A 19,549-nucleotide genomic window follows, 5' to 3' on the forward strand; every position below is an offset into this window, starting at 1 on the left:
GTCGGGCCCGCAACCTGGAGGGCGACTGACAGCTGATGTGACCCAGGTCACGGTTAAGGTTGAGTGGAATAGACTCAAGTCTGGTTGTGTCTGTCTCAGTGGACACGCCGATCCAGGGGAGCCCATGAACACCGAACGCCTCACCACCAAGAGCCGCGAGACCATCACCGGCGCGGTTGCGCTGGCGAACCAGCGCGGGCACGCCACCGTCGAACCGTGGCACCTGCTGCTGTCGCTGCTGGAGACCGAGGGCTCGACCGCTGCCGGTCTGTTGCGCGCCGTCGGGGCCGACCCCGCCGAGCTGCGCCGGGCCGCGCGGCGGGCCGTCGACACGTTGCCCACCGTCCGCGGCTCCAGCATTGCCGAGCCGACACTGGCCCGCGAGTTCGTCAACGCCATCGGCGCCGCCGAGCAGATCGCCCGGCCGCTGGGCGACGAGTACACCTCCACCGAGCACCTGCTCGCCGGGCTGGCCCGGGTCGGTGGTGCCGTCGCCGGCACGCTGAAGGCCGCCGGTGCCACCGAGGAGAGCCTGGTCGCCGCCTTCCCTCAGGTGCGTGGTGGGGACCGTCGGGTGACCAGCGCCGACCCGGAGCAGACCTACCAGGCGCTGGCCAAGTACGGCGTCGACCTGACCGCGAGCGCGCGGGACGGCAAGATCGACCCGGTGATCGGCCGGGACTCCGAGATCCGTCGGGTGATCCAGGTGCTGTCCCGGCGTACCAAGAACAACCCGGTGCTGATCGGCGAGCCCGGCGTCGGCAAGACCGCGATCGTCGAGGGCCTGGCCCAGCGGATCGTCGCCGGTGACGTGCCCGAGTCGCTGCGCGACAAGAAGCTGGTCTCGCTCGACCTCGGCGCGATGGTCGCCGGTGCGTCGTACCGGGGCCAGTTCGAGGAGCGGTTGAAGTCCGTGCTGGAGGAGATCAAGAACTCCGACGGCCAGGTCATCACCTTCCTCGACGAGCTGCACACCGTGGTCGGCGCCGGCAAGGGCGAGGGCTCGATGGACGCCGGCAACATGCTCAAGCCGATGCTGGCCCGTGGTGAGCTGCGTATGGTCGGCGCCACCACGCTGGACGAGTACCGCGAGCACATCGAGAAGGACCCGGCCCTGGAACGCCGCTTCCAGCCGGTGCTGGTCGGTGAGCCCACCGTGGAGGACACCATCGGCATCCTGCGCGGGCTCAAGGAGCGCTACGAGGTGCACCACGGCGTACGCATCACCGACGCCGCCCTGGTGGCCGCCGCCACCCTCTCCGACCGGTACATCACCGACCGGTTCCTGCCCGACAAGGCGATCGACCTGGTCGACGAGTCGGCGTCCCGACTCCGGATGGAGATCGACTCGCGTCCGGTGGAGGTGGACGAGATCGAGCGGGCGGTGCGCCGGCTGGAGATCGAGGAGATGGCACTGGCCAAGGAGCCGGATGCCGCATCGGCCGAGCGCCTGGAGCGGCTGCGCAAGGAGTTGGCCGACAAGCGCGAGCAGCTCACCGCCCTCTCCGAGCGTTGGCAGCTGGAGAAGAGCCACATCACCAAGCTCTCCACCGCCAAGGAGGAGTTGGAGCGGCTCGGCGGCGAGGCCGAGCGGGCCGAGCGCGATGGCGAGCTGGAACGCGCCGCCGAGCTGCGCTACGGCCGGATTCCCGCGCTCAAGGCCGAACTGGCCACCGCCGAGGAGGAACTGGCCGGGCTCCAGTCCGCCGGCGCGATGCTCAAGGAGGAGGTCGGTGCGGACGACATCGCCGCCGTGGTCGCCTCCTGGACCGGGATCCCCGCCGGCCGGCTGCTGGAGGGTGAGACCGCCAAGTTGCTGCGGATGGAGGAGTCGCTCCGCGAGCGCGTGGTCGGTCAGTCCGAGGCGGTCGGCGCGGTTTCCGACGCGGTACGCCGGGCCCGGGCCGGCGTCGCCGACCCGGACCGGCCGACCGGCAGCTTCCTCTTTCTCGGCCCGACCGGTGTCGGCAAGACCGAGCTGGCCAAGGCGCTCGCCGAGTTCCTCTTCGACGACGAGCGGGCCATGGTCCGCATCGACATGAGCGAGTACGGCGAGAAGCACTCGGTGGCCCGCCTGGTCGGCGCCCCACCCGGCTACGTCGGCTACGAGGAGGGTGGTCAGCTCACCGAGGCGGTGCGCCGCCGGCCGTACTCGGTGATCCTGCTGGACGAGGTGGAGAAGGCCCATCCGGACGTCTTCGACATCCTGCTCCAGGTGCTCGACGACGGACGGCTCACCGACGGGCAGGGCCGCACGGTCGACTTCCGCAACGCGATCCTGGTCCTCACCTCGAACCTCGGGTCGGCGGTGATCAGTGACCTGACGTTGGCGGAGGAGCAGCGCCGCGAGGGCGTTCTCGCGGTGGTCCGGTCGCACTTCAAGCCGGAGTTCCTCAACCGGCTCGACGACATCGTGGTCTTCGCCGCCCTCCGGGGCGGCGACCTGCGGGCCATCGTGGACATCCAGTTGGCCCGGTTGCGACGCCGGCTCGCCGATCGTCGCCTGTCGCTGGACACCACCGACGCCGCCCGTGGCTGGCTCGCCGAGCACGGGTACGACCCGATCTACGGTGCCCGCCCGCTGCGCCGCCTGGTCCAGTCCGCGATCGGTGACCAGCTCGCCAGGGCCCTGCTCGCCGGCCAGATCCGCGACGGCGACCGGGTGCGGGTCGACCTCGCCGACGGCAAGGACCGGTTGGTGGTGACGGCTGCCTGAGCACCGACCGAGCTTCACCGGGCGGCTTCACCGGGCAGCAAGGAGCCGCCGGGGCGAGGATTGGAGGCATGTTCGGGATGCGACGCAAGAAGGAATCAGAGCTGGCGTGGGTGGCCTCGGAACTGTCCCACGCCGGCAGGCTCGCGTTCGGCGGGGTCGGGATCGCCGGGTCGCTGCTCCCGGAGACCGAGGCGTACCAGCGGATCGAGGCCGCCGCGACCGATCACCCGCAGGAGGTGCGCGACCTGCTGGACCGCCTGCTCACGACCGGCGCCCCGGCGGGTCGCGTGTACGCCGCCACCCTGCTGGAGCGGCTCGACCCGGCGGCCGGCCGGGCGGCCTGGACGGCGCTGCGCGGCGATCCGGCGGAGCTGGACACCGCCACCGGCTGCGTCATGGGGAGCACGACGGTCGGCGAGTACGCCGCCGAGCGGCTCGCCGCAACGTGATCCGTCCGCCCGGGCGGGTCCGACCGACGGCTTCCGGTAGCCGGCTGGCAGGACGTGCTCCCTGCCGGATCATGGTCAGTGTCTCGCCGACCTGCCAGGGGAGGTGACCGGATGGACGGGGCATCGGCGTACCTGGTGGTGGCACTGGGGTGCCTGGTCGGGTTGGCCGTGGTGGTGGCCGTGCTGCGCCGACGGCGGCGCAACCGTGGGCGGGCGCCGGTGGGCCGGCAGCGGCGGCACGGTGGCGGGCCTCGACGTGATCCGCGCCGGATCGAGGTCGGCGACGTCGTCGAGGTCGGCGATGGCGCCTACCCGGTGCGGGGTTCGATCCGCTTGGTGGAGGGCGAATGGAGCTGGGCCCAGCACCTCTTCGACGACCCCGACCGGCTCGGCGGCCGGCACCGCCTCTCCGTGGCGGAGAGCCCCGGGTTCGAACTGGTGCTCTGGGAGCCGGCGCCCCGCGCCGCCACCGTCACTCCGGGCGTCCCGGTGGTGGAGTTCGACGGCCGCCGCTACAGCTGGCACGAGTCCGGCCAGGCGCGCTACACCGCCTCCGGCGCCACCGGGCTCGCGCCGAGCGGCACCATGCGCTACCACGACTACCGGGCACCGGGCGGTGCGCGGCTCACCTTCGAGGCGTACGGCGAGACGGGCTGGGAGATGGCTCGGGGCGAGCGGCTGGCCGATGGTGAGGTGAACGTCCACCCGCAGGACGGGGCCTGACGCGCCGGCGGCGGGGCCGTCCGGTCGATCCCGGCCGGCCCCGGGACCGGTGACGCGCCGCCGCTTGGCGTCGTGTCGTGCCGGATTGGCCCGTTGCCGATACGGTGAGGCGCGTTCCAGGGAAGGAGAAAGATGGTCGAACCTCAGAACACCCCGGCCCGGTCCCGGCCGGGCGTGGTGACGATATCCACCTACCTGCTGTTGCTGTTCGCGATCTGCCAGCTGATCAGCGTGATCATCTCGCTGGCCACCATCGGCACCGTCCGTGAGGTGATGGAGGACGCCTACCGGGACTCCACCGCGGAGGGGGCGCAGAACGTCGCCGACATCGTGGTCGTCGTCGGCGTCGGCACCGCAATCTTCCTGCTGGTGGTGGCATTCGCGCTGTTCGGCCTCGGGCTGCTGAACCTGCGCGGCAAGAACGGTGCCCGGATCGCCACCTGGATCGTCGGCGGCATCCTGTTCTGCTGCACCGGGTTCAGCCTGGTCGGCGGGTTGGCGGGCAGCTTCGGCGCGCCGGGCGAGACCAGTGGCGACATGCCCAGCGGCGAGGAGGTCCAGCGCCGGCTGGAGGAGGCGCTGCCCGGCTGGGCCACGCCGGTCAGCACCCTGCTCGGGGTGATCAGCCTGATCTCGCTGCTCGCGGCGTTGATCCTGCTGGCACTGCCGAAGGCCAACGCGTTCTTCCGCAAGCCGACGCAGCAGTGGGAGCCGCCGACGCCCGGCGGCACCTACCCGAGTCAGCCCGGCTACCCGGCGGCGCCGGGTTACCCTGCCGCCTCACCCGCCGAGCCCGGCTACCCGAGCACCCCGCAGCAGCCGGCCGATCCCGGTTACCCGGCGACCGGCGACCAGCCCGGTGGGCCGAGCGGGCAGAACCCGGCGGCCGGCGGCCCTGAGCAGCCCGGTGAGCAGCCGCCCGGCGGGCGTCCTGGCTGACCGCCGGTGAGTTAGGCACGACTACGACGGTCCCTCCGAGTAGGTTGCTTCCCGAACGCCTACCGGAGGGACTCGTCGTGTCGTACCCCGAACAGGCACCGGCCCGGCGGCCGGCGGTGGTCCTGCTGGCCGTGGCGGTGCTGGCGGTGTTGGCGCTCGGCGCGTTCGGGTACGCGGTGGCCGGCCTGAGCGCCGTGGGTGGCACCGTTGCCCGCTTCCGTGCGGCGGCCGCCACCTCGTCCTCGGCCGCGGACGTCGACGCGGTGGTCGCCCTGCTGCGGGCATCGGTCGTGCTGTCGGCGGTGCTGAGTGTGCTCGCCGGTCTCCTCCTCGCCGGCCTGGCGTTGGGCCTGGCCGCCCGTCGTCCGGCGGCCCGGGTGGCGACCTGGGTGGTCGCCGGGTTGGGGATGTGCTGTGGCTGTGGCGGGATCGCCGCCCTGGTCGTGCAGCGTGCGACACCCCTGGACCTCGGCGACGACCGGGCGACCGCCGAGTTGCTCGCGCTGGTCCCGGACGCCTACCCGTCCTGGTGGATTCCGCTCAGCGCAACCCTTTCGGTCGGCCAGGTGCTCGGTTACCTTGTGGTAGCCGTGCTGCTGGCCATGCCTGGAGCCAACGCCTGGTTCCGTCGCCGCCCGGCATCCCCGCCGTACCAGCCGCCCGCACCGCCAGCCGGATATCCACCGTCGGCGCCGCCGTATCAGCCATATCCACCGCCCGGGGCGCCGACGTCGCCCCCGCACCCGCCGAGGTGAGGATGCCCGTGCCGCCCGACCAGCCGACCAGCGAGCGATGGGCGTTGATCACGGGAGCGACCGCGGGGATCGGGGCGGCCTTCGCCACCCGGCTGGCCGCCGACGGGTGGCGCCTGGTGCTCGTGGCCCGCGACGTCGACCGGCTGGCCACCCACGCCGCCGAGTTGACCGGCCGGCACGGCGTCGAGACGGAGATCATCGCCGCGGATCTGTCCACCGACGGCGGTTGCGCGGCGGTCGAGCGGCGGCTGACCGAGGGGCCGCCCGTCGAGTTGCTGGTCAACAACGCCGGCATCAGCCTGAACACCCCGTTCCTGCGGTCGTCGCCGCAGGACGAGGCCCGGCTGCTGCGGCTCAACGTGCACGCGGTGCTGCGGCTGACCCTTGCCGCGCTGCGTACGATGACCGAACGTCGCAGTGGGGCAGTGATTAATGTCTCTTCGGTAGCCGGGTTCGGTGCGGTGATGCCCGGTTCGACGTACTCGGCCAGCAAGGCGTGGGTCACCAACTTCAGCGAGTCCGTCGGCCAGTCCGCCCGCCCGTTCGGGGTGCGGGTGATGGCGCTCTGCCCCGGCTACACGCGCACCGAATTTCACCAGCGAGCCGGCATCGACATGTCGAAAACTCCCGAATGGATGTGGCTCAACGCGCCGGCCGTGGTCGACGAAGCCCTGCGTGACCTGGGAAAAGGCAAACTGGTCAGCGTGCCGTCGTGGAAGTACAAGCTGGCCGTGGCGGGCCTGCGGCACGCCCCGCGCCGGTTGCTCGAGGCGGTCTCCCGAGACACCCGAGGGCGCATCGGCCGCGACCGCGACTGATCGGCGTACGGAAGGCGGTGGGCGCCCCGGCCGGCGCCACGTCACCCGATCCGGGCAGGACGATCAACGTAGCGTAACGAGACATTGCCACTCATCGGTCCCCCGGAAGGGTTGACCCGGCTGGCCCGCACACCCGGCGGACAGACTTGCGCAGTACGCTCTATCGCCATGGGGGACCACGACGACCTGCGTAAATTCATCTCCGACCTGGCTGTGGTCCATGGTCGGGTGGTGCTCTCCTCCGGGCGGGAGGCCGACTGGTACGTCGATCTGCGCCGCGTCACGCTCCATCACCGGGCAGCACCGTTGGTCGGCCGGGTGATGCGGGAGCTGACCGCCGACTGGCCGTACGACGCGGCAGGGGGTCTGACGTTGGGCGCCGATCCGATCGCATTGGCGATGCTGCACGCCCCCGGGCGTGCGTTGGACGCCTTCGTGGTTCGCAAGGCGGGCAAGGCGCACGGTCTGCAGCGCCGGATCGAGGGGCCTGACGTGGCGGGTCGTCGGGTGCTGGCGGTGGAGGACACCTCCACCACCGGCGGAAGCGTGTTGACCGCCGTCGAAGCGCTTCGCGGGGCCGGGGCCGAGGTCGTGGGGGTGGCGGTTATCGTTGATCGTGGCGCCGGCGACGCGGTGCGAGCCGCCGGAGTGCCGTATCGGGCGGCCTATACGTTGGCTGACCTCGGCCTTGTGGCGTAAAAGTCTGCCGATTCGTATCTGCTGATATGCAGGCGGATCGATGCTGCTGGTGGAAGGATGGAATACGTGGGAACTGCGTTGGCCGAAATGACTATGCCTCAGATCTCGCCGCTTGCCGGCGAGCCGATCGAACGCGCCGACGCCGAGCGGCTGGCGGGGGTCCTCAAGGCCCTTGCCGACCCCGCTCGGCTGCGGCTACTCAGCCTGATCCAGTCGGCGCCCGAGGGCGAGGCGTGTGTGTGTGACCTCACCGCACCGCTTGGCCTCTCCCAGCCGACCGTCAGCCACCACTTGCGCATCCTCACCGAGGCCGGCTTGCTGGAGCGGGAGAAGCGCGGTGTGTGGGCCTACTACCGGTTGGTCCCGAGCGCGATCGCGACGATCGCCGACCTGCTGACCCCTCCGCGCAAGCGGGCCACCAAAAAGGCTCGCTGAACCGGAACCGCTTGGTGGCCGCCCAGCCGGGCAGCCACCAAGCGGTGGCGTCAGCGGACGTGCGGCGTCTCGTACGTCTCCTCGGTGAGGTCCCGGGCGGCCCGGCGTAGCCGGCGACGCTCGGCGATGATCATTGCTGTCACCACGGCGATGCCGAGTAGGAACAGCGCGACGATGGACACGATGCCGTCACCGGGTGCGTGCAGGGCACGCTCCTCCGACTGCCACGGCCAGAGTGCGCGCAGGCTGCCCAGGATGACGCCGGCCATCACCGCCAGGGTCATCCGGCGGTGTCGTTCGAGCAGCCACTGGAGCAGCTTGACGAAGAGCGCCAGGCCGAAGACCATGCCCGTCGCGAAGACCGCCAGGTAGCCGAAGTCACGGTCGTTGACGGCGCTGATGGTCGGTTCGTAGAGCCCGACGGTCAGCAGCAGGAACGACCCGGACACCCCGGGCAGCACCAGCGCGCAGACCGCGACCGCCGCCGCGACCAGCACCACCAGCGGATGCGGTTCGATGGTGGCCTGTGGCAGCCCGGTCAGCACGAACGCGGCCACCGCAGCGGCCACCAGCGCGAACACCTCGGGCCCGCGCCATGGCTTGCCGACCATCGAGATCGGCACCAGCACCGAGGCGAGCACCAGCCCGAGGAACAGCCCCCGGGTCTGCTCCGGATGGTCGGCCAGCAGCGGCTCCAGCACCTTCGCCGCGACCAGCAGGCCGGGCAGCATGCCGATCAGCAGCGGGACCACCACCTCCCAGTGCACCTGCCGCAGCTGATGTCCCGCCCGGGTCCAGCCGCGCCCGCGCGGGACGTCCGAAACCGCGTACCGCACGGTGTTGACCAAATGCCCGGCGGACGCGATGACCCGCTCGTACACGCCGGTGACCAGCGCGATGGTCCCACCGCTGACCCCTGGCACGGCCTCGGCCACGCCGATGGCCGCGCCGCGCAGGACATGGCCCACCCGTTCACCCAATGCCATGAAGATTCCGTTCCGTGAATCGCTCGACCAGTCGCCCGTGTGGCGTTCGCCACGGTCAATCAGGCTACCGGTGCGCCCGCCGCCGGCCCGGCCAGGTCACAGTCGCGGGTCGACCGGCTCGGATTCGCAGGCCAGGATCGCGAAGACCAGCTCGTGCCGGCGCCACAGCGGGGCGCCGGCGACCAGGGCGTCCAACGCGGCCAGGCCCAGCGCGTGCTCGCGCAGCGCCAGGCCCCGCTTGCGTCCCAGGGACCGGCGCCGCAGCACCGCGAGTTGCTCCGCTTCGGTGTACTCGGGCCCGTAGATGATCCGCAGATACTCCCGGCCCCGGCACTTGATGCCGGGCTGGAGCAGCGAGCCACGCTCGCTACGGGCGGCCGGGCCCGCGTACGGCTTGACGACCATGCCCTCGCCGCCGGCCCCGGTCAGCGCCAGCCACCAGTCCGTCGCCTCCCGCACCGACCCGGCGTCGGACAGTTCGACAACCCGAGACCGGGTCGGCGTGAAGAACTCCGGGTCGGCCGCGCAGAGCCGATCGGCCAACGCCAGATGCCAGACGTGATCGCGGTCGCTGTAGCTGGCCTTCGCCCCGGCCAGCACCGCGAACGGTGCGAGCCGCACCCCGCGCAGCCCGTCGGTCGGTCCCACGTACGCCCGGTACGCCGCCGTGTAGGCCGAGACGGCGTCGTGGCGACGGACCATCCGGTCCCGTAGTTCGGTCACGTCCAGTCCTCGACCGATCGCCGCCTCCAGCGTTGCCACTGCCACCGGCAGGCCGGCTCGGCCAGCCGCGCCGACCCCCGCGTACTGCTCGCGGATCAGGCCGGCGGCCTTGGCCGACCACGGCAGCAGCTCGCAGTCGAGCAGCAGCCAGTCGGTCGCCAACTCGTCCCAGAGCCCGGCGCCGGTCACCGCCGCGCGTACCCGGTCCAGCAGTTCGGTGTCGAGCGGGTCACCGAAGAACGGCCGACCCGTGCGGGTGTGCACGACCCCGCCGCCCGCCCCGAACGGGCCACCGTCCGGCTCCCGGCAGACCAGCACCACGGCCCGCGAGCCCATGTGCTTCTCCTCGCAGACGACCCGGTCCACGCCAGCAGCCCGGTAGTCGGCGAAGGCATCCGCCGGATGCTCCAGATAGCCGTCCACCTGGGACGTCGAGCAGGGCGCCATGGTCGGCGGCAGCCACACCAGCCGGCGCGGGTCGACCGCGAAGCGGCTCATCACCTCCAACGCGGCGGCGGCGTTCTCCGCCGGCACGGTCAGCGAGCCGTACGCGTGCTCCACGTGCCGCCGACCGGTCACGTCGGTCAGCTCCAGCACCTCGTCGGGCCGGGCCGGCGCGGCGGTCAGCGGCCGGACCGGGGCGTACCACTCGCGCTCCGCCGGCACCGCGACCAGTTCCCGCTCCGGGTAGCGCAGCGCGGTCAGCCGCCCGCCGAAGACGCAGCCGGTGTCGATGCAGATGGTGTTGTTGACCCACTCCGGCTCCGGGGTGGGGGTGTGGCCGTAGACGACCATGGCCGAACCCCGGTACTCCCGGGCCCACGGGTAGCGCACCGGCAGGCCGTACTCGTCGGTCTCGCCGGTGGTCTCGCCGTACAACGCGAACGCGCGTACCCGGCCCGACGCCCGCCCCTGGTACGCCTCCTTCAGTCCGGCGTGCGCCACCACCAGCCGGCCGCCGTCGAGCACATAATGGCTGACCAGTCCGTCGACGAAGGCCGCCACCTCGGCGCTGAACTCGGCCGGCTCCGCCTCCAGCTGCGCCAACGTCTCGGCCAGACCGTGGGCCATCTTGACGTTGCGGCCACGCAGCTTGCGCAGCAGCTTCTGCTCGTGGTTGCCGGGCACACAGAGCGCGTGACCGGCGGTGACCATGCCCATCACCAGGCGGAGCACCCCGGGCGAGTCCGGGCCGCGGTCCACCAGGTCGCCGACGAACACGGCGGTCCGCCCCGACGGATGCGTCGCGTCCACCGCCCGGCCGGCGTCGTCGCGGTGCAGCCGCCAGCCCAACCGGGTCAACAGCGACTCAAGTTCGGCCCGGCAGCCGTGCACGTCGCCGACGATGTCGAACGGACCGGCCAGCTCGCGCCGGTCGTTGAACAGTCGCTCGTAGCGGATCTCGGCGGCCTCGATCTCCTCGATGCCGCGCAGCACGTGCACCTTGCGGAAGCCCTCCCGCGCCAGCTGGCTGTAGCTGCGCCGCAGGTCCCGGGACATCCGGGCCAGCACCTGCCGGCCGACGGCGCGGTCGGGCCGGGCCTCGGTCCGCTCCCAGGCCAGCGCCTCCGGCACGTCCAGCACGATCGCCACCGGCAGTACGTCGTGTTCGCGGGCCACCCGGACCAGGGCGGCTCGGGCGTGTGGCTGGAGGTTTGTCGCGTCGACCACGGTGAGCCGGCCACCGCGCAGCCGCTTGCCCGCCACGTAGTACAGCGCGTCGAAGGCCTCGGCCGAGGCGGACTGGTCGTTCTCGTCGTCGGCGACCATCGCCCGGAAGGCGTCGGAGGAGAGAACCTGGCTGGGCGTGAAATGCCGGCCGGCGAGTGTCGACTTGCCGGAGCCGGAGATCCCGACCAGCGCCACCAGTGCCAGCTCGGGAATGTCGAGGATGGTCATCGGGCTGCCTCCGCACGGGTGAACACGGCCATCTGGGTGGGTGCTCCGACCTCCGGATCGTCCGCGCCGACGCCGTGCACCACGGCCGAGTAGCCGTGCGTGGCGCCCACCCGCCGTCCCCATTCGGCGAACTCGGCGCGGGTCCACTCGAACCGGTGGTCGGCGTGCCGGAACGCGCCCGCGGGCAACCCCTCGTAGCGCACGTTGTGCTCCACGTTGGGCGTGGTCACCACGACTGTCGTCGGTCGGGCGTAGCCGAAGACGACGTCCTCCAGTGCCGGCAGCCGGGGTGGGTCGACGTGCTCGATGACCTCCATCAGCACCGCCGCGTCGTACCCGCGCAGCCGCTCGTCCCGGTAGGTCAGGGCGGACTGCCGGAGCGTGACGCGGATGCGCTGGCGTTCCGGCAGCCGGTCCAGTCGCAGCCGCCGGGCGGCCAGGGTGAGGGCCTGAGTGGAGACGTCGGTGCCGACGATCTCGGTGAACCGACGGTCACCGATCAGCGTGGCCAGCAGCGCACCCCCGCCGCAGCCCAGATCCAGGACCCGGTGGGCACCCGCGTCGACCAGCGCGGCGTGCACCGCCTGCCGGCGAAGGGCGGCCAGCGGCGCTCGCGGCGCCGACCCGGTCGACGTCGCGTCCTCCACCCCGTCGTCGGCGGTCGGCTCGTCGGTCGGTCGCTGGGCAGCCAGCCGCTCCAGTGCCTGACCCGCCAACGCCCGCCGGTGCGCCAGGTAGCGGCGGATGATCAGCCCCCGCTCGGGATGGTCGGCCAGCCAACCCGCACCGGCCCGCAGCAACTTGTCCACCTCGTCCGGGGCCACCCAGTAGTGCTTCGCGTCGTCCAGCACGGGCAGCAGCACGTACAGGTGGTTGAGCGCGTCAGCGACCCGCAGCGTGCCGGTGAGCGTCAGGTCCACGTAGCGACTGTCGCCCCACTGCGGGTGCAACTCGTCCAGCGGGATGGCGGTGGCGCTGACCGCCCAGCCGAGCGGGCCGAACAGCCGCTGCGCCACGTCGGCCCCACCACGGCAGCGCAGCACCGGCACCCGCACCTCCAGCGGGATGCCTCGGGCGGCCAGCTCGGGGCGTTCTTTGGACGTACCCCGCAGCGCCGAGCGGTACACCTTCGACAGCGCCGAGGCGAGCAGGCTGGACGCGGCGTACGGCCGGTCGTTGACGTACCGCCCGAGGGTGAAACTCTCCGGGGGCGTGGTCGACTTCCGGCCGCGGCCCCGGGTGGCGGCCAGCTTCAGTGGATCGACGTCGAGCAGCAGCGCGGCCGTGCAGCGCCGCTCGTCGGCCTCCGGGTAGAAGACGTGCGCGGTGCCGACGGGCACGTCGAAGGCGTGCACCCGGTCGGGGTGCTTGATCAGCAGGTGACCGAGGTCCGTCGCCGGCTGGTGCGTCGTGGTGAGGGTGAGCAGCACCCGCCCATGGTGTCAGCTCTCTCGATCTTGCGCCGTCCGGTTTTCGGTGGGTGCGGCGGGGGTTCCGGCTTGCAGCGGCAGTGCCGGCTTGCAGCGGCGGGCCAGCACGAAGCCGGCCGCACCGGCGGCGAGCCGCACGCCGCCGACGCCCGCGATCAGCGCGGTGTTGGCGCCGGTGATCGGCAGCTCGCCGCCGTCACCGTCACCGTTGCCGCCGTCGCCACCCTGGCCGCCGCTCGGGTTGACGATGAGCTTGGCGACGTCGTTGGCCGGCTTCAGGTCGGTGTAGAGGCCGCCGTCGCACTGGCAGGCGACGTTGACCTTGACGTCACCGGTGGCGTTCGGCACGACCTTGTCGATCCGGAGCCCGAACTCCACGATCTCCTCGTCACCGGCCTTGATGAACCAGCTGGTGTAGCAGCGGTACCGGCCGGCTCCCGGCTCGCCCCACTCGTCCTCGCCGCGAAGCGGGTAGCAGTTGTCGGGCACCTTGACCGCGTTGGTGCCGTTCGGAATGCCGACCTGCATGTGGGTGACCGAGGATCCGGAACGGCCGTAGTCCAGGGTGGCCGGGCCGTTGTTGCGGAAGCCGACGGTGGCCACGACCTCGTCGCCCTCCGCACCGGAGACCTCGTCGCCGACCGCCTCCAGGCCGGCGCTGTTCTTGCCGGTGACGGTCACCCGGAGGCTCGACCAGTTGTTGTCCGGCTCGGTGTCCGCCTGGAAGCTGCGCGCCGCGATGCTCGGGCCGGCCTCGTCCAGCAGCAGTTCACCGCCGGTGCCCGGCTTGCCGAGGGTGCCACCGCGGCTCGTCAGGTACGCCTCCAAGTCCTCGAACTCGGCCGGCGTCAACCACTGGATCTCGCCGTGGTCGTAGCCCGGCGCGAACGCGTCCTCGGCAATCCGGTAGGCGAGGGTGGCGACGTAGCTGGTGTGCCGTTCCAGGGGTCGGTCGACGTGACAGGCGCGCAGCCCCCGACCGTCCCGGGGTGAAGTCCAGGCGAAAGGTTGATCAGCGGTAGTCGTCCTCGTCGGCACCGACCACGCGGGCCTGCTCCATGGCGTCCCAGTCGTCGACCTCGAGGCCGCGGTGCGGCTCGGTCTCGACCTCGGCCGGGTTGACCACGGCGGCCTGCTCGACCGCGTCGGCCGGTTCCGCCTCCGGGTCGCGCTCCTGCGGGCTGAGGTGGTCGCCGGGGGCGAAGTCCTCGTCGGTCTGGCCCATTCGGTGCCTCCGGGATGTCGGTGGGCGGTACCCACCCACGGTACGGGGTGTCCCGGTGCCGCGCTGGGAACCGGCCGTGCGCCGAGCCGGCGAGGATACGCGCGGGCCCGGACCGGGTCGCTCGAATCGCCCCACCGGAGGCCGCTCCCGGTGCCAGGATGGTGCCGTGGGCTTCCTCATCCGGCTGGCGGCGACCGCGGTCGCGCTGTGGATCACCACGCTGGTCGTGCCCGGGGTCGAGGTGACCGGGCGGACCGGCTACCACACGGCGTTCACGCTGATCGTCGTGGCATTGATCTTCGGCGTGGTGAACGCGGTGCTCAAGCCGGTCATCAGGGTGGTCGGCTGCCTCTTCTATCTGCTGACCCTCGGCCTGTTCGCGCTGGTGGTCAACGCACTGTTGTTCCTGTTGACCGACTGGATCGCCGGAGCCCTGCACCAGCCGTTCCACGTGGACGGCTTCTGGGCGGCCTTCTGGGGAGCCATCGTGATGGCGGTGGTCACCTGGCTGATCAGCGTCGCGGTGCCGGATTCCGCGGACCGGCGGTGAACCGGCCCGGTTGCGCCCGGCCGGTCCAGCTACGGGATACTGCCCGCGGAGGACAGCGCGGTCCGGGGCACCCCGAGGGAACCGGCGGCCAGACCGGCCGGCCCTCGAAGAGACCAGGCGGCCGCAGGGCCGGCCCCAAGGAGAACAGCGGCCGTACGGCCGACAGTGGCAAGTAAGGAGCGTTCGACATGCCCATCGCTTCCCCCGAGGCTTACGCCGAGATGCTGGACCGCGCCAAGGCCGGCCGGTACGCATACCCGGCGATCAACGTGACGTCCTCGCAGACGCTGAATGCGGCGCTCAAGGGCTTCTCCGACGCGGAGAGCGACGGCATCATCCAGGTCTCCACCGGTGGCGCGGAGTACCTCTCCGGCCCGTCGGTCAAGGACATGGTCACCGGTGCGGTCGCGTTCGCCGCGTACGCCCACGAGGTGGCCAAGAAGTACCCGGTCAACATCGCGCTGCACACCGACCACTGCCCGAAGGACAAGCTGGACAAGTTCGTCCGTCCGCTGATGGCCATCTCTCAGGAGCGGGTCAAGCGCGGCGAGGAGCCGCTGTACCAGTCGCACATGTGGGACGGCTCGGCCGTGCCGGTGGCGGAGAACCTGAAGATCGCCGCCCAGCTCCTCGACGAGGCCGCCAAGGGCAAGATCGTCCTGGAGATCGAGGTCGGTGTCGTCGGCGGCGAGGAGGACGGCGTCGAGAACGCCATCAACGACAAGCTCTACACCACGGTCGAGGACGGCCTGGCCATGGTCGAGGCGCTCGGCCTGGGCGAGAAGGGCCGCTACATGGCGGCGCTGACCTTCGGCAACGTGCACGGCGTCTACAAGCCGGGCAACGTCAAGCTCCGTCCGGAGATCCTCAACCAGATCCAGGAGGCGGTCGGCGCCAAGCACGGCAAGGACAAGCCGCTCAGCCTGGTCTTCCACGGTGGCTCCGGCTCGCTGCTCTCGGAGATCCGGGAGGCGCTCGACTACGGCGTGGTGAAGATGAACATCGACACCGACACCCAGTACACCTTCTCCCGCCCGGTCGCCGACCACATGCTCCGCAACTACGACGGCGTACTCAAGGTCGACGGTGAGGTCGGCAACAAGAAGATGTACGACCCGCGGGTGTGGGGCAAGGCCGCCGAGGCCGGCATGGCCACCCGCGTGGCGGAGGCCTGCGAGCACCTGCGCTCGACCGGCACCACGATGACGAAGTGACCCGCTGAGGTTGATCCGGCGGCCGGCCCCGAGCACGGGGCCGGCCGCCGTTTCTAGCGGACCAGCAGGCGGACGGCCTCGTGGACGTCGTCGGTGAGGTGCACCGTGTCCGACAGGTCGCCGAACGGCGAGGCGGCCAGCAGGGGGCGCAGCAGCGACTCCACCGGCAACTCCCTCGTCCAGTACGCGCGGTCCAGGAAGACGTACGCGCCGCTGACCCCGTCGGTGCCGTAGTAGGTCTTGGTGGCCGCCTGGAACACCTCCTGCACGGTGCCCGCCCGGCCCGGGGCGAAGATGATTCCGCCCCGGGCCAGCCGCAGGATGGTGTCCTCCCGGATGGCGTTGGAGAAGTATTTCGCGATCCGGCCGGCGAACAGGTTCGCCGGCTCGTGACCGTAGAGCCAGGTGGGGACGGCGAGCCCGCCACAGCCCGCCCAGTCCAGGTCGCCGGCCAACGCGGCCGAGTCCGCCCGGAAGGCCGTGGCCGGTTCGCTGCCGTTCACCGGCGGCGTGACCGGCCGGCCGAAGAGTTCCCGAACTCGCAGTGCCGCCGCCGTGTAGCGGTGGTGGTCGGCGAAGTCCGGCGCGGTGGCGAGCAGGTCGATGGCCGCGGCGAGGTCCTCGGCCGACCGGGTCGACAGGTACGCACCGAGGTTGGCCGCCTCCATCACTCCCGGCCCGCCCCCGGTGACCACCAGCCGGTGCGCCCGCGCCAGCTCGCGGCCGAGCACCGCGGCCATCCGGTAGGGCTCGCTGCCGCGGCGCACCGCGTGCCCACCCATCACCCCGACCACGGACTGCGGCCCGTGGGTGGCCAGCCACGCCCGGGTCGCGTCGGCGAGCGCGTTGTCCACGCCGTGATCGTGCAGGCGCTGGCCGAGCGCCTCCCGGACGTCGGGCAGCGCCCCGCCGTGCGTGCGGAAGTGCGCGTAGACCCGGGTGTCGTACATCGCGGCGAAACCGCCCTCGGCGAAGCCGGTGGCCAACTCCTCCGGGGTGTAGAGGTGGGATGGTTGGGTCGGGTAGGGCAGCCCGGAGAACGGCGGCACCACGTTGGCGCCGCGGCGGACCAGGTCGGCGCCGACCTGGCGGGCGGCGAAGCGGCAGCCGACGAAGAGCGTCCCGGTCACGTCGACGCCGGTGAGGTCGGGGATCGGGTCGAGGTCGAGCCGGAGTCCCTGGACGGTGAGCCCGACCAGGCTGCCGGTGGCCAGCCGCCGGTCGAACTCGGCCCGGGTCTGGATCTCGTCCGTCCAGGTGTGCGGCTCGATGACGTCCGCGGGGGGTGGGGTCGGCACCGGATCATCCTGCCCGGCCGGCTCGACGTCGCCGGATGCGGCCCCGGAACACCACGATCTGGGGGCGGGAGCCCGGCGGCCTGGCCGGGCTCCCGCGTTTCCGGGTCCTGGGGAGGCTCCGGACCCACAGTTGTAGTGGAAGCGGCCCGACGGTGACATGGGCCGCAGGCGTGACCGACCTCTCGGCCGTTCAGCCGACCGGCTCGCCGGACCCGCTCGCGAGCCGTCGTGCGAAGCGGGTTGAATGGGGCGATGCAGAACCTCTTGCCTGAGCCGCCCGCCACGCTACTGCCCACCCACGTCGAGGCCGACTCCGCGCTGGCCGCGGCCGAGCAGGCCGGCAGCGACGAGGCGTTCGCCGAGGCGGCGGCCCGGTTCCCGACGCACAGTGCGGCCTGGGCCGCGCTTGCCGCCCGATCCTTCGCGCAGGGCCAGATCGTGTCCGCGTACGCGTACGCCCGGACCGGCTATCACCGAGGTCTGGACCAGCTGCGCCGCAGCGGCTGGAAGGGGCACGGACCGGTGCCCTGGTCGCACGAGCCGAACCGCGGCTTCCTGCGCTGCCTCTACGTGCTGTCCCGGACCGCGGACGCCATCGGCGAGGCGGACGAGGCGGCCCGCTGCGCCCAGTTCCTGCGCGACTGCGACCCGGCCGCCGCCGACGCGCTGGCCAGCAACTGATCCGCCCGGCGGTGTTGCCGCCGGCCGCACCCGTCCCCGACCGGGCTGACGTCGCCGAGACCAGGAGTTGTCTCGGCGACGTCGGTTTGCTGGGCCGCCGTGGAAGTCCTAGAGCCCCTCGGCCACCGCTGCGGCGATCTTGAGCCAGGCGTCCCGGGTCGCCGCCGAGAGGTGGGCGTAGCGCAGCGGTTCGCCGGTGTCGATGAGCCGCTCGTACGGGGCCAGCAGCACCGTCCGGGTACGCGCGGCGAAGTGTTCCTGGATCGCGGGCAGGTCGATCTCCTTGCGCGACGGCGGCATGGAGACCACCGTCACCGCCTGCCGGACGAGCCGTTGCCGTCCGCTCTGCTCCAGGTGGTCGAGCATTCGGGCGGCGGTCTCGGCCGAGTCGTTACGGGCCGACATGGTCACCACCAGTTGGTCGGTGGCGTCCATCGCCGCCTGCCAGTTCTGCGCCCGGACGTTGTTCCCGGTGTCTACGAAGATCAGCTTGTAGAACCGGCTGACCACCTCACGGATCTCGCCGAAGGCGGCGGCCGTCAGCATCTCGCCGCCGGTGGCCGACTCGTCGGAGGCGAGGACGTCGAACATCCCTTCGCTCTGCGAGCGGACGTACTGCGACAGGTCGCCGACCCGCCCGTGCGCGCCGTGGAACTGGCCGAGGTCCCGCAGCAGGTCACGCACCGTACGCGAGTGGAAGTCCTGCTGGGCGCGCATCCCGAGGGTGCCCTGGGTCTCGTTGTTGTCCCAGGCCAGCACGTACCCGCCGCGCTTCTGCCCGAACGTCATGGCGAGCAGCAGGATGGCGACGGTCTTGCCGGCTCCGCCCTTCGGGTTGACCACGGTCACCTGCCGCAGCCCGCCGAAGTTTCGGCGCACCATCTCGATGTCCCGCTTGAGTTCCTGCTCGTGCCGCCCCGGTGGCAGCTTCACCAGGCCGGTCTTGTTCACCACGGCGCGTACGCCCATTGTCGCGACCGGATCGGCGGGGCGGACCTGCCGGCGGCGGGCGAAGTCCTCCGCGGTGGGTGCGGCGCCGGGCTCCGGGCTCCAGGCCGGCTCGTCGTACGCCGGCGGCATCCGGGACGCCGTGTTCGTCGCCGGGTGGGACTGCTGCGGCACCGGATGAGCCACCGGCGTGCCCTGCTGCCAGGAAGCCGGGTGCCAGGCCGGCTGCGGTGGGAACGGTCCGGGTGGCGCTGCCGCGTACGGCGGCTCGGCCTGCGGCGGCAGCGACCCGGGATAGGGCGGCCCAGGCGGGCCGTCCGCCGGATGTGGCACCGGGGCCGGCGGTGCTGGCGGCATCGGGGTGGGGTGGTGGTGGTCGGGGCCGGTGGCGGCACCGTGCTGCGGGACGGGCGGGCTGCCGCGCTGCGGTGCCGGCAGGGGCGCAGCGGCAGGATGCGGGCCACCGTGCTGGGGCAGGGGTTGGGGCACCGGTGGCAGCGGTTGCAGCGGGGCGGCGGCCCAGCTGGGCCGCGCCGGGCCGGCATCGGCCTCGGCCGGTGCGCTGGCGTCGGGCGCGGGACGCTGCGGTGGGTGTGCCCACGGCGACTCGGCCGGCGGTCGGGCCGGCGGCGGGGCTGCACCGTGCCCCGCGCTGCCGCCCGTGCCGCCGGAACTGCCCGGCGCGGCGGTCGTGGCGACACCGTCGGTCTCCTCGCCGGTCCCGGAGTCGGGTGGGCCGGTCTCGGCCGGTGCACCGTCGCGGGCGGGCGCGACCGAGGTGGACCGGTCCAGGGTGAAGGGCAGGTCCAGGTCGACCTGGGCGGGCTCCGGCTCCCAGCCGGTGGCGGCTGGAACACCGCCGGTCAGCGACGGGTAGTCGGCGGGCGAGGGCGCGTTGCCGGTCACCGGGGCCGGCGGCACCGGCGGCGGGGCGGCCCACCCGGGCGGGCCGGAGCCGTCGATCTGATCGGGTGGCCAGAGTGGTTCGATGTCCCGTTCCGGCACCCCGTGCTGGCCGGGCACATGCACCCGGTCGGCGTTCTCGTCAACCACGGTTCCTC

General features: G+C 72.2%; 18 protein-coding genes. 11 read left to right on the plus strand and 7 right to left on the minus strand.

What is annotated here, in order from left to right:
• Positions 1 to 124 precede the first annotated feature (124 nt).
• The 8 genes from clpB to KIF24_RS30255 all read left to right on the plus strand — a co-directional run bounded on the left by clpB (position 125) and on the right by KIF24_RS30255 (position 7,534).
• Positions 125 to 2,716: an ATP-dependent chaperone ClpB gene (gene clpB / locus KIF24_RS30220; protein ID WP_221086930.1), complete on the plus strand. Its 2,592-nt coding sequence runs from the start codon at positions 125 to 127 to the stop codon at positions 2,714 to 2,716.
• A 68-nt stretch (positions 2,717 to 2,784) separates the two neighbouring features.
• Entirely contained in the window at positions 2,785 to 3,165 is a 381-nt protein-coding gene (locus KIF24_RS30225; RefSeq protein ID WP_221086931.1) for a hypothetical protein, read from the plus strand.
• A gap of 111 nt (positions 3,166 to 3,276) precedes the next feature.
• Complete coding sequence (locus tag KIF24_RS30230; RefSeq protein WP_221086932.1) at positions 3,277 to 3,888, plus strand: DUF4178 domain-containing protein; 612 nt, start codon at positions 3,277 to 3,279, stop codon at positions 3,886 to 3,888.
• A gap of 132 nt (positions 3,889 to 4,020) precedes the next feature.
• Complete coding sequence (locus tag KIF24_RS30235; RefSeq protein WP_221086933.1) at positions 4,021 to 4,827, plus strand: hypothetical protein; 807 nt, start codon at positions 4,021 to 4,023, stop codon at positions 4,825 to 4,827.
• Between the two features lie 77 nt (positions 4,828 to 4,904).
• Positions 4,905 to 5,582, plus strand: a complete 678-nt coding sequence (locus KIF24_RS30240; RefSeq protein WP_221086934.1) for a hypothetical protein — start codon at positions 4,905 to 4,907, stop codon at positions 5,580 to 5,582.
• 8 nt (positions 5,583 to 5,590) lie between these two features.
• Entirely contained in the window at positions 5,591 to 6,400 is an 810-nt protein-coding gene (locus KIF24_RS30245; RefSeq protein WP_221086935.1) for an SDR family NAD(P)-dependent oxidoreductase, read from the plus strand.
• 168 nt (positions 6,401 to 6,568) lie between these two features.
• On the plus strand, positions 6,569 to 7,099 hold the full coding sequence (locus KIF24_RS30250) for an orotate phosphoribosyltransferase (protein WP_221087626.1): 531 nt from the start codon (positions 6,569 to 6,571) through the stop codon (positions 7,097 to 7,099).
• Positions 7,100 to 7,156: 57 nt separating this feature from the next.
• On the plus strand, positions 7,157 to 7,534 hold the full coding sequence (locus KIF24_RS30255) for an ArsR/SmtB family transcription factor (protein ID WP_007454255.1): 378 nt from the start codon (positions 7,157 to 7,159) through the stop codon (positions 7,532 to 7,534).
• Between the two features lie 50 nt (positions 7,535 to 7,584).
• Here the strand turns inward: KIF24_RS30255 and KIF24_RS30260 are convergent, their stop codons facing one another.
• From KIF24_RS30260 to KIF24_RS30280, 5 genes are all read right to left on the minus strand, one after another.
• On the minus strand, positions 7,585 to 8,520 hold the full coding sequence (locus tag KIF24_RS30260; RefSeq protein ID WP_221086936.1) for a DUF368 domain-containing protein: 936 nt from the start codon (positions 8,518 to 8,520) through the stop codon (positions 7,585 to 7,587).
• A gap of 96 nt (positions 8,521 to 8,616) precedes the next feature.
• The gene (locus KIF24_RS30265; RefSeq protein ID WP_221086937.1) at positions 8,617 to 11,142 is read right to left on the minus strand and encodes a polynucleotide kinase-phosphatase; all 2,526 of its coding nucleotides are present in this window, start codon (positions 11,140 to 11,142) and stop codon (positions 8,617 to 8,619) included.
• Positions 11,139 to 12,572, minus strand: a complete 1,434-nt coding sequence (locus tag KIF24_RS30270; protein ID WP_221086938.1) for a 3' terminal RNA ribose 2'-O-methyltransferase Hen1 — start codon at positions 12,570 to 12,572, stop codon at positions 11,139 to 11,141. The genes KIF24_RS30265 and KIF24_RS30270 overlap by 4 nt, the downstream gene beginning before the upstream one ends.
• A 12-nt stretch (positions 12,573 to 12,584) precedes the next feature.
• Positions 12,585 to 13,610, minus strand: coding sequence for an LPXTG cell wall anchor domain-containing protein (locus KIF24_RS30275; RefSeq protein ID WP_221086939.1), 1,026 nt, complete (start codon positions 13,608 to 13,610; stop codon positions 12,585 to 12,587).
• On the minus strand, positions 13,585 to 13,797 hold the full coding sequence (locus KIF24_RS30280; protein WP_221086940.1) for a hypothetical protein: 213 nt from the start codon (positions 13,795 to 13,797) through the stop codon (positions 13,585 to 13,587). The genes KIF24_RS30275 and KIF24_RS30280 overlap by 26 nt, the downstream gene beginning before the upstream one ends.
• A 166-nt stretch (positions 13,798 to 13,963) precedes the next feature.
• On the opposite strand from KIF24_RS30280, the gene KIF24_RS30285 reads away from it, so the two are divergent.
• Both KIF24_RS30285 and fbaA read left to right on the plus strand, forming a co-directional pair.
• A complete protein-coding gene (locus KIF24_RS30285) occupies positions 13,964 to 14,347 on the plus strand; it encodes a phage holin family protein (RefSeq protein ID WP_221086941.1) in 384 nt (127 codons plus the stop codon).
• 188 nt (positions 14,348 to 14,535) lie between these two features.
• Positions 14,536 to 15,561: a class II fructose-bisphosphate aldolase gene (gene fbaA, locus KIF24_RS30290; protein WP_221086942.1), complete on the plus strand. Its 1,026-nt coding sequence runs from the start codon at positions 14,536 to 14,538 to the stop codon at positions 15,559 to 15,561.
• A gap of 53 nt (positions 15,562 to 15,614) precedes the next feature.
• Here the strand turns inward: fbaA and KIF24_RS30295 are convergent, their stop codons facing one another.
• Complete coding sequence (locus KIF24_RS30295) at positions 15,615 to 16,859, minus strand: LOG family protein (RefSeq protein ID WP_221086943.1); 1,245 nt, start codon at positions 16,857 to 16,859, stop codon at positions 15,615 to 15,617.
• A gap of 252 nt (positions 16,860 to 17,111) precedes the next feature.
• Between KIF24_RS30295 and KIF24_RS30300 the strand changes: the two genes are divergently transcribed.
• Positions 17,112 to 17,540, plus strand: a complete 429-nt coding sequence (locus KIF24_RS30300) for a DUF3151 domain-containing protein (protein WP_221086944.1) — start codon at positions 17,112 to 17,114, stop codon at positions 17,538 to 17,540.
• A gap of 108 nt (positions 17,541 to 17,648) precedes the next feature.
• Here the strand turns inward: KIF24_RS30300 and KIF24_RS30305 are convergent, their stop codons facing one another.
• A complete protein-coding gene (locus KIF24_RS30305; protein WP_221086945.1) occupies positions 17,649 to 19,541 on the minus strand; it encodes a chromosome partitioning protein in 1,893 nt (630 codons plus the stop codon).
• Positions 19,542 to 19,549 lie beyond the last annotated feature (8 nt).

It is taken from the genome of Micromonospora tarapacensis (assembly GCF_019697375.1).
Taxonomy (GTDB): domain Bacteria; phylum Actinomycetota; class Actinomycetes; order Mycobacteriales; family Micromonosporaceae; genus Micromonospora; species Micromonospora tarapacensis.

Bases quoted from the DNA above. Each gene is read 5' to 3' on its own strand.
- clpB (WP_221086930.1), top strand. From the start codon at position 125: ATGAACACCGAACGCCTCACCACCAAGAGCCGCGAGACCATCACCGGC.
- KIF24_RS30225 (WP_221086931.1), top strand. From the start codon at position 2,785: ATGTTCGGGATGCGACGCAAGAAGGAATCAGAGCTGGCGTGGGTGGCC.
- KIF24_RS30230 (WP_221086932.1), top strand. From the start codon at position 3,277: ATGGACGGGGCATCGGCGTACCTGGTGGTGGCACTGGGGTGCCTGGTC.
- KIF24_RS30235 (WP_221086933.1), top strand. From the start codon at position 4,021: ATGGTCGAACCTCAGAACACCCCGGCCCGGTCCCGGCCGGGCGTGGTG.
- KIF24_RS30250 (WP_221087626.1), top strand. From the start codon at position 6,569: ATGGGGGACCACGACGACCTGCGTAAATTCATCTCCGACCTGGCTGTG.
- KIF24_RS30255 (WP_007454255.1), top strand. From the start codon at position 7,157: ATGGAATACGTGGGAACTGCGTTGGCCGAAATGACTATGCCTCAGATC.
- KIF24_RS30260 (WP_221086936.1), bottom strand. From the start codon at position 8,520: ATGGCATTGGGTGAACGGGTGGGCCATGTCCTGCGCGGCGCGGCCATC.
- KIF24_RS30265 (WP_221086937.1), bottom strand. From the start codon at position 11,142: ATGACCATCCTCGACATTCCCGAGCTGGCACTGGTGGCGCTGGTCGGG.
- KIF24_RS30280 (WP_221086940.1), bottom strand. From the start codon at position 13,797: ATGGGCCAGACCGACGAGGACTTCGCCCCCGGCGACCACCTCAGCCCG.
- fbaA (WP_221086942.1), top strand. From the start codon at position 14,536: ATGCCCATCGCTTCCCCCGAGGCTTACGCCGAGATGCTGGACCGCGCC.
- KIF24_RS30300 (WP_221086944.1), top strand. From the start codon at position 17,112: ATGCAGAACCTCTTGCCTGAGCCGCCCGCCACGCTACTGCCCACCCAC.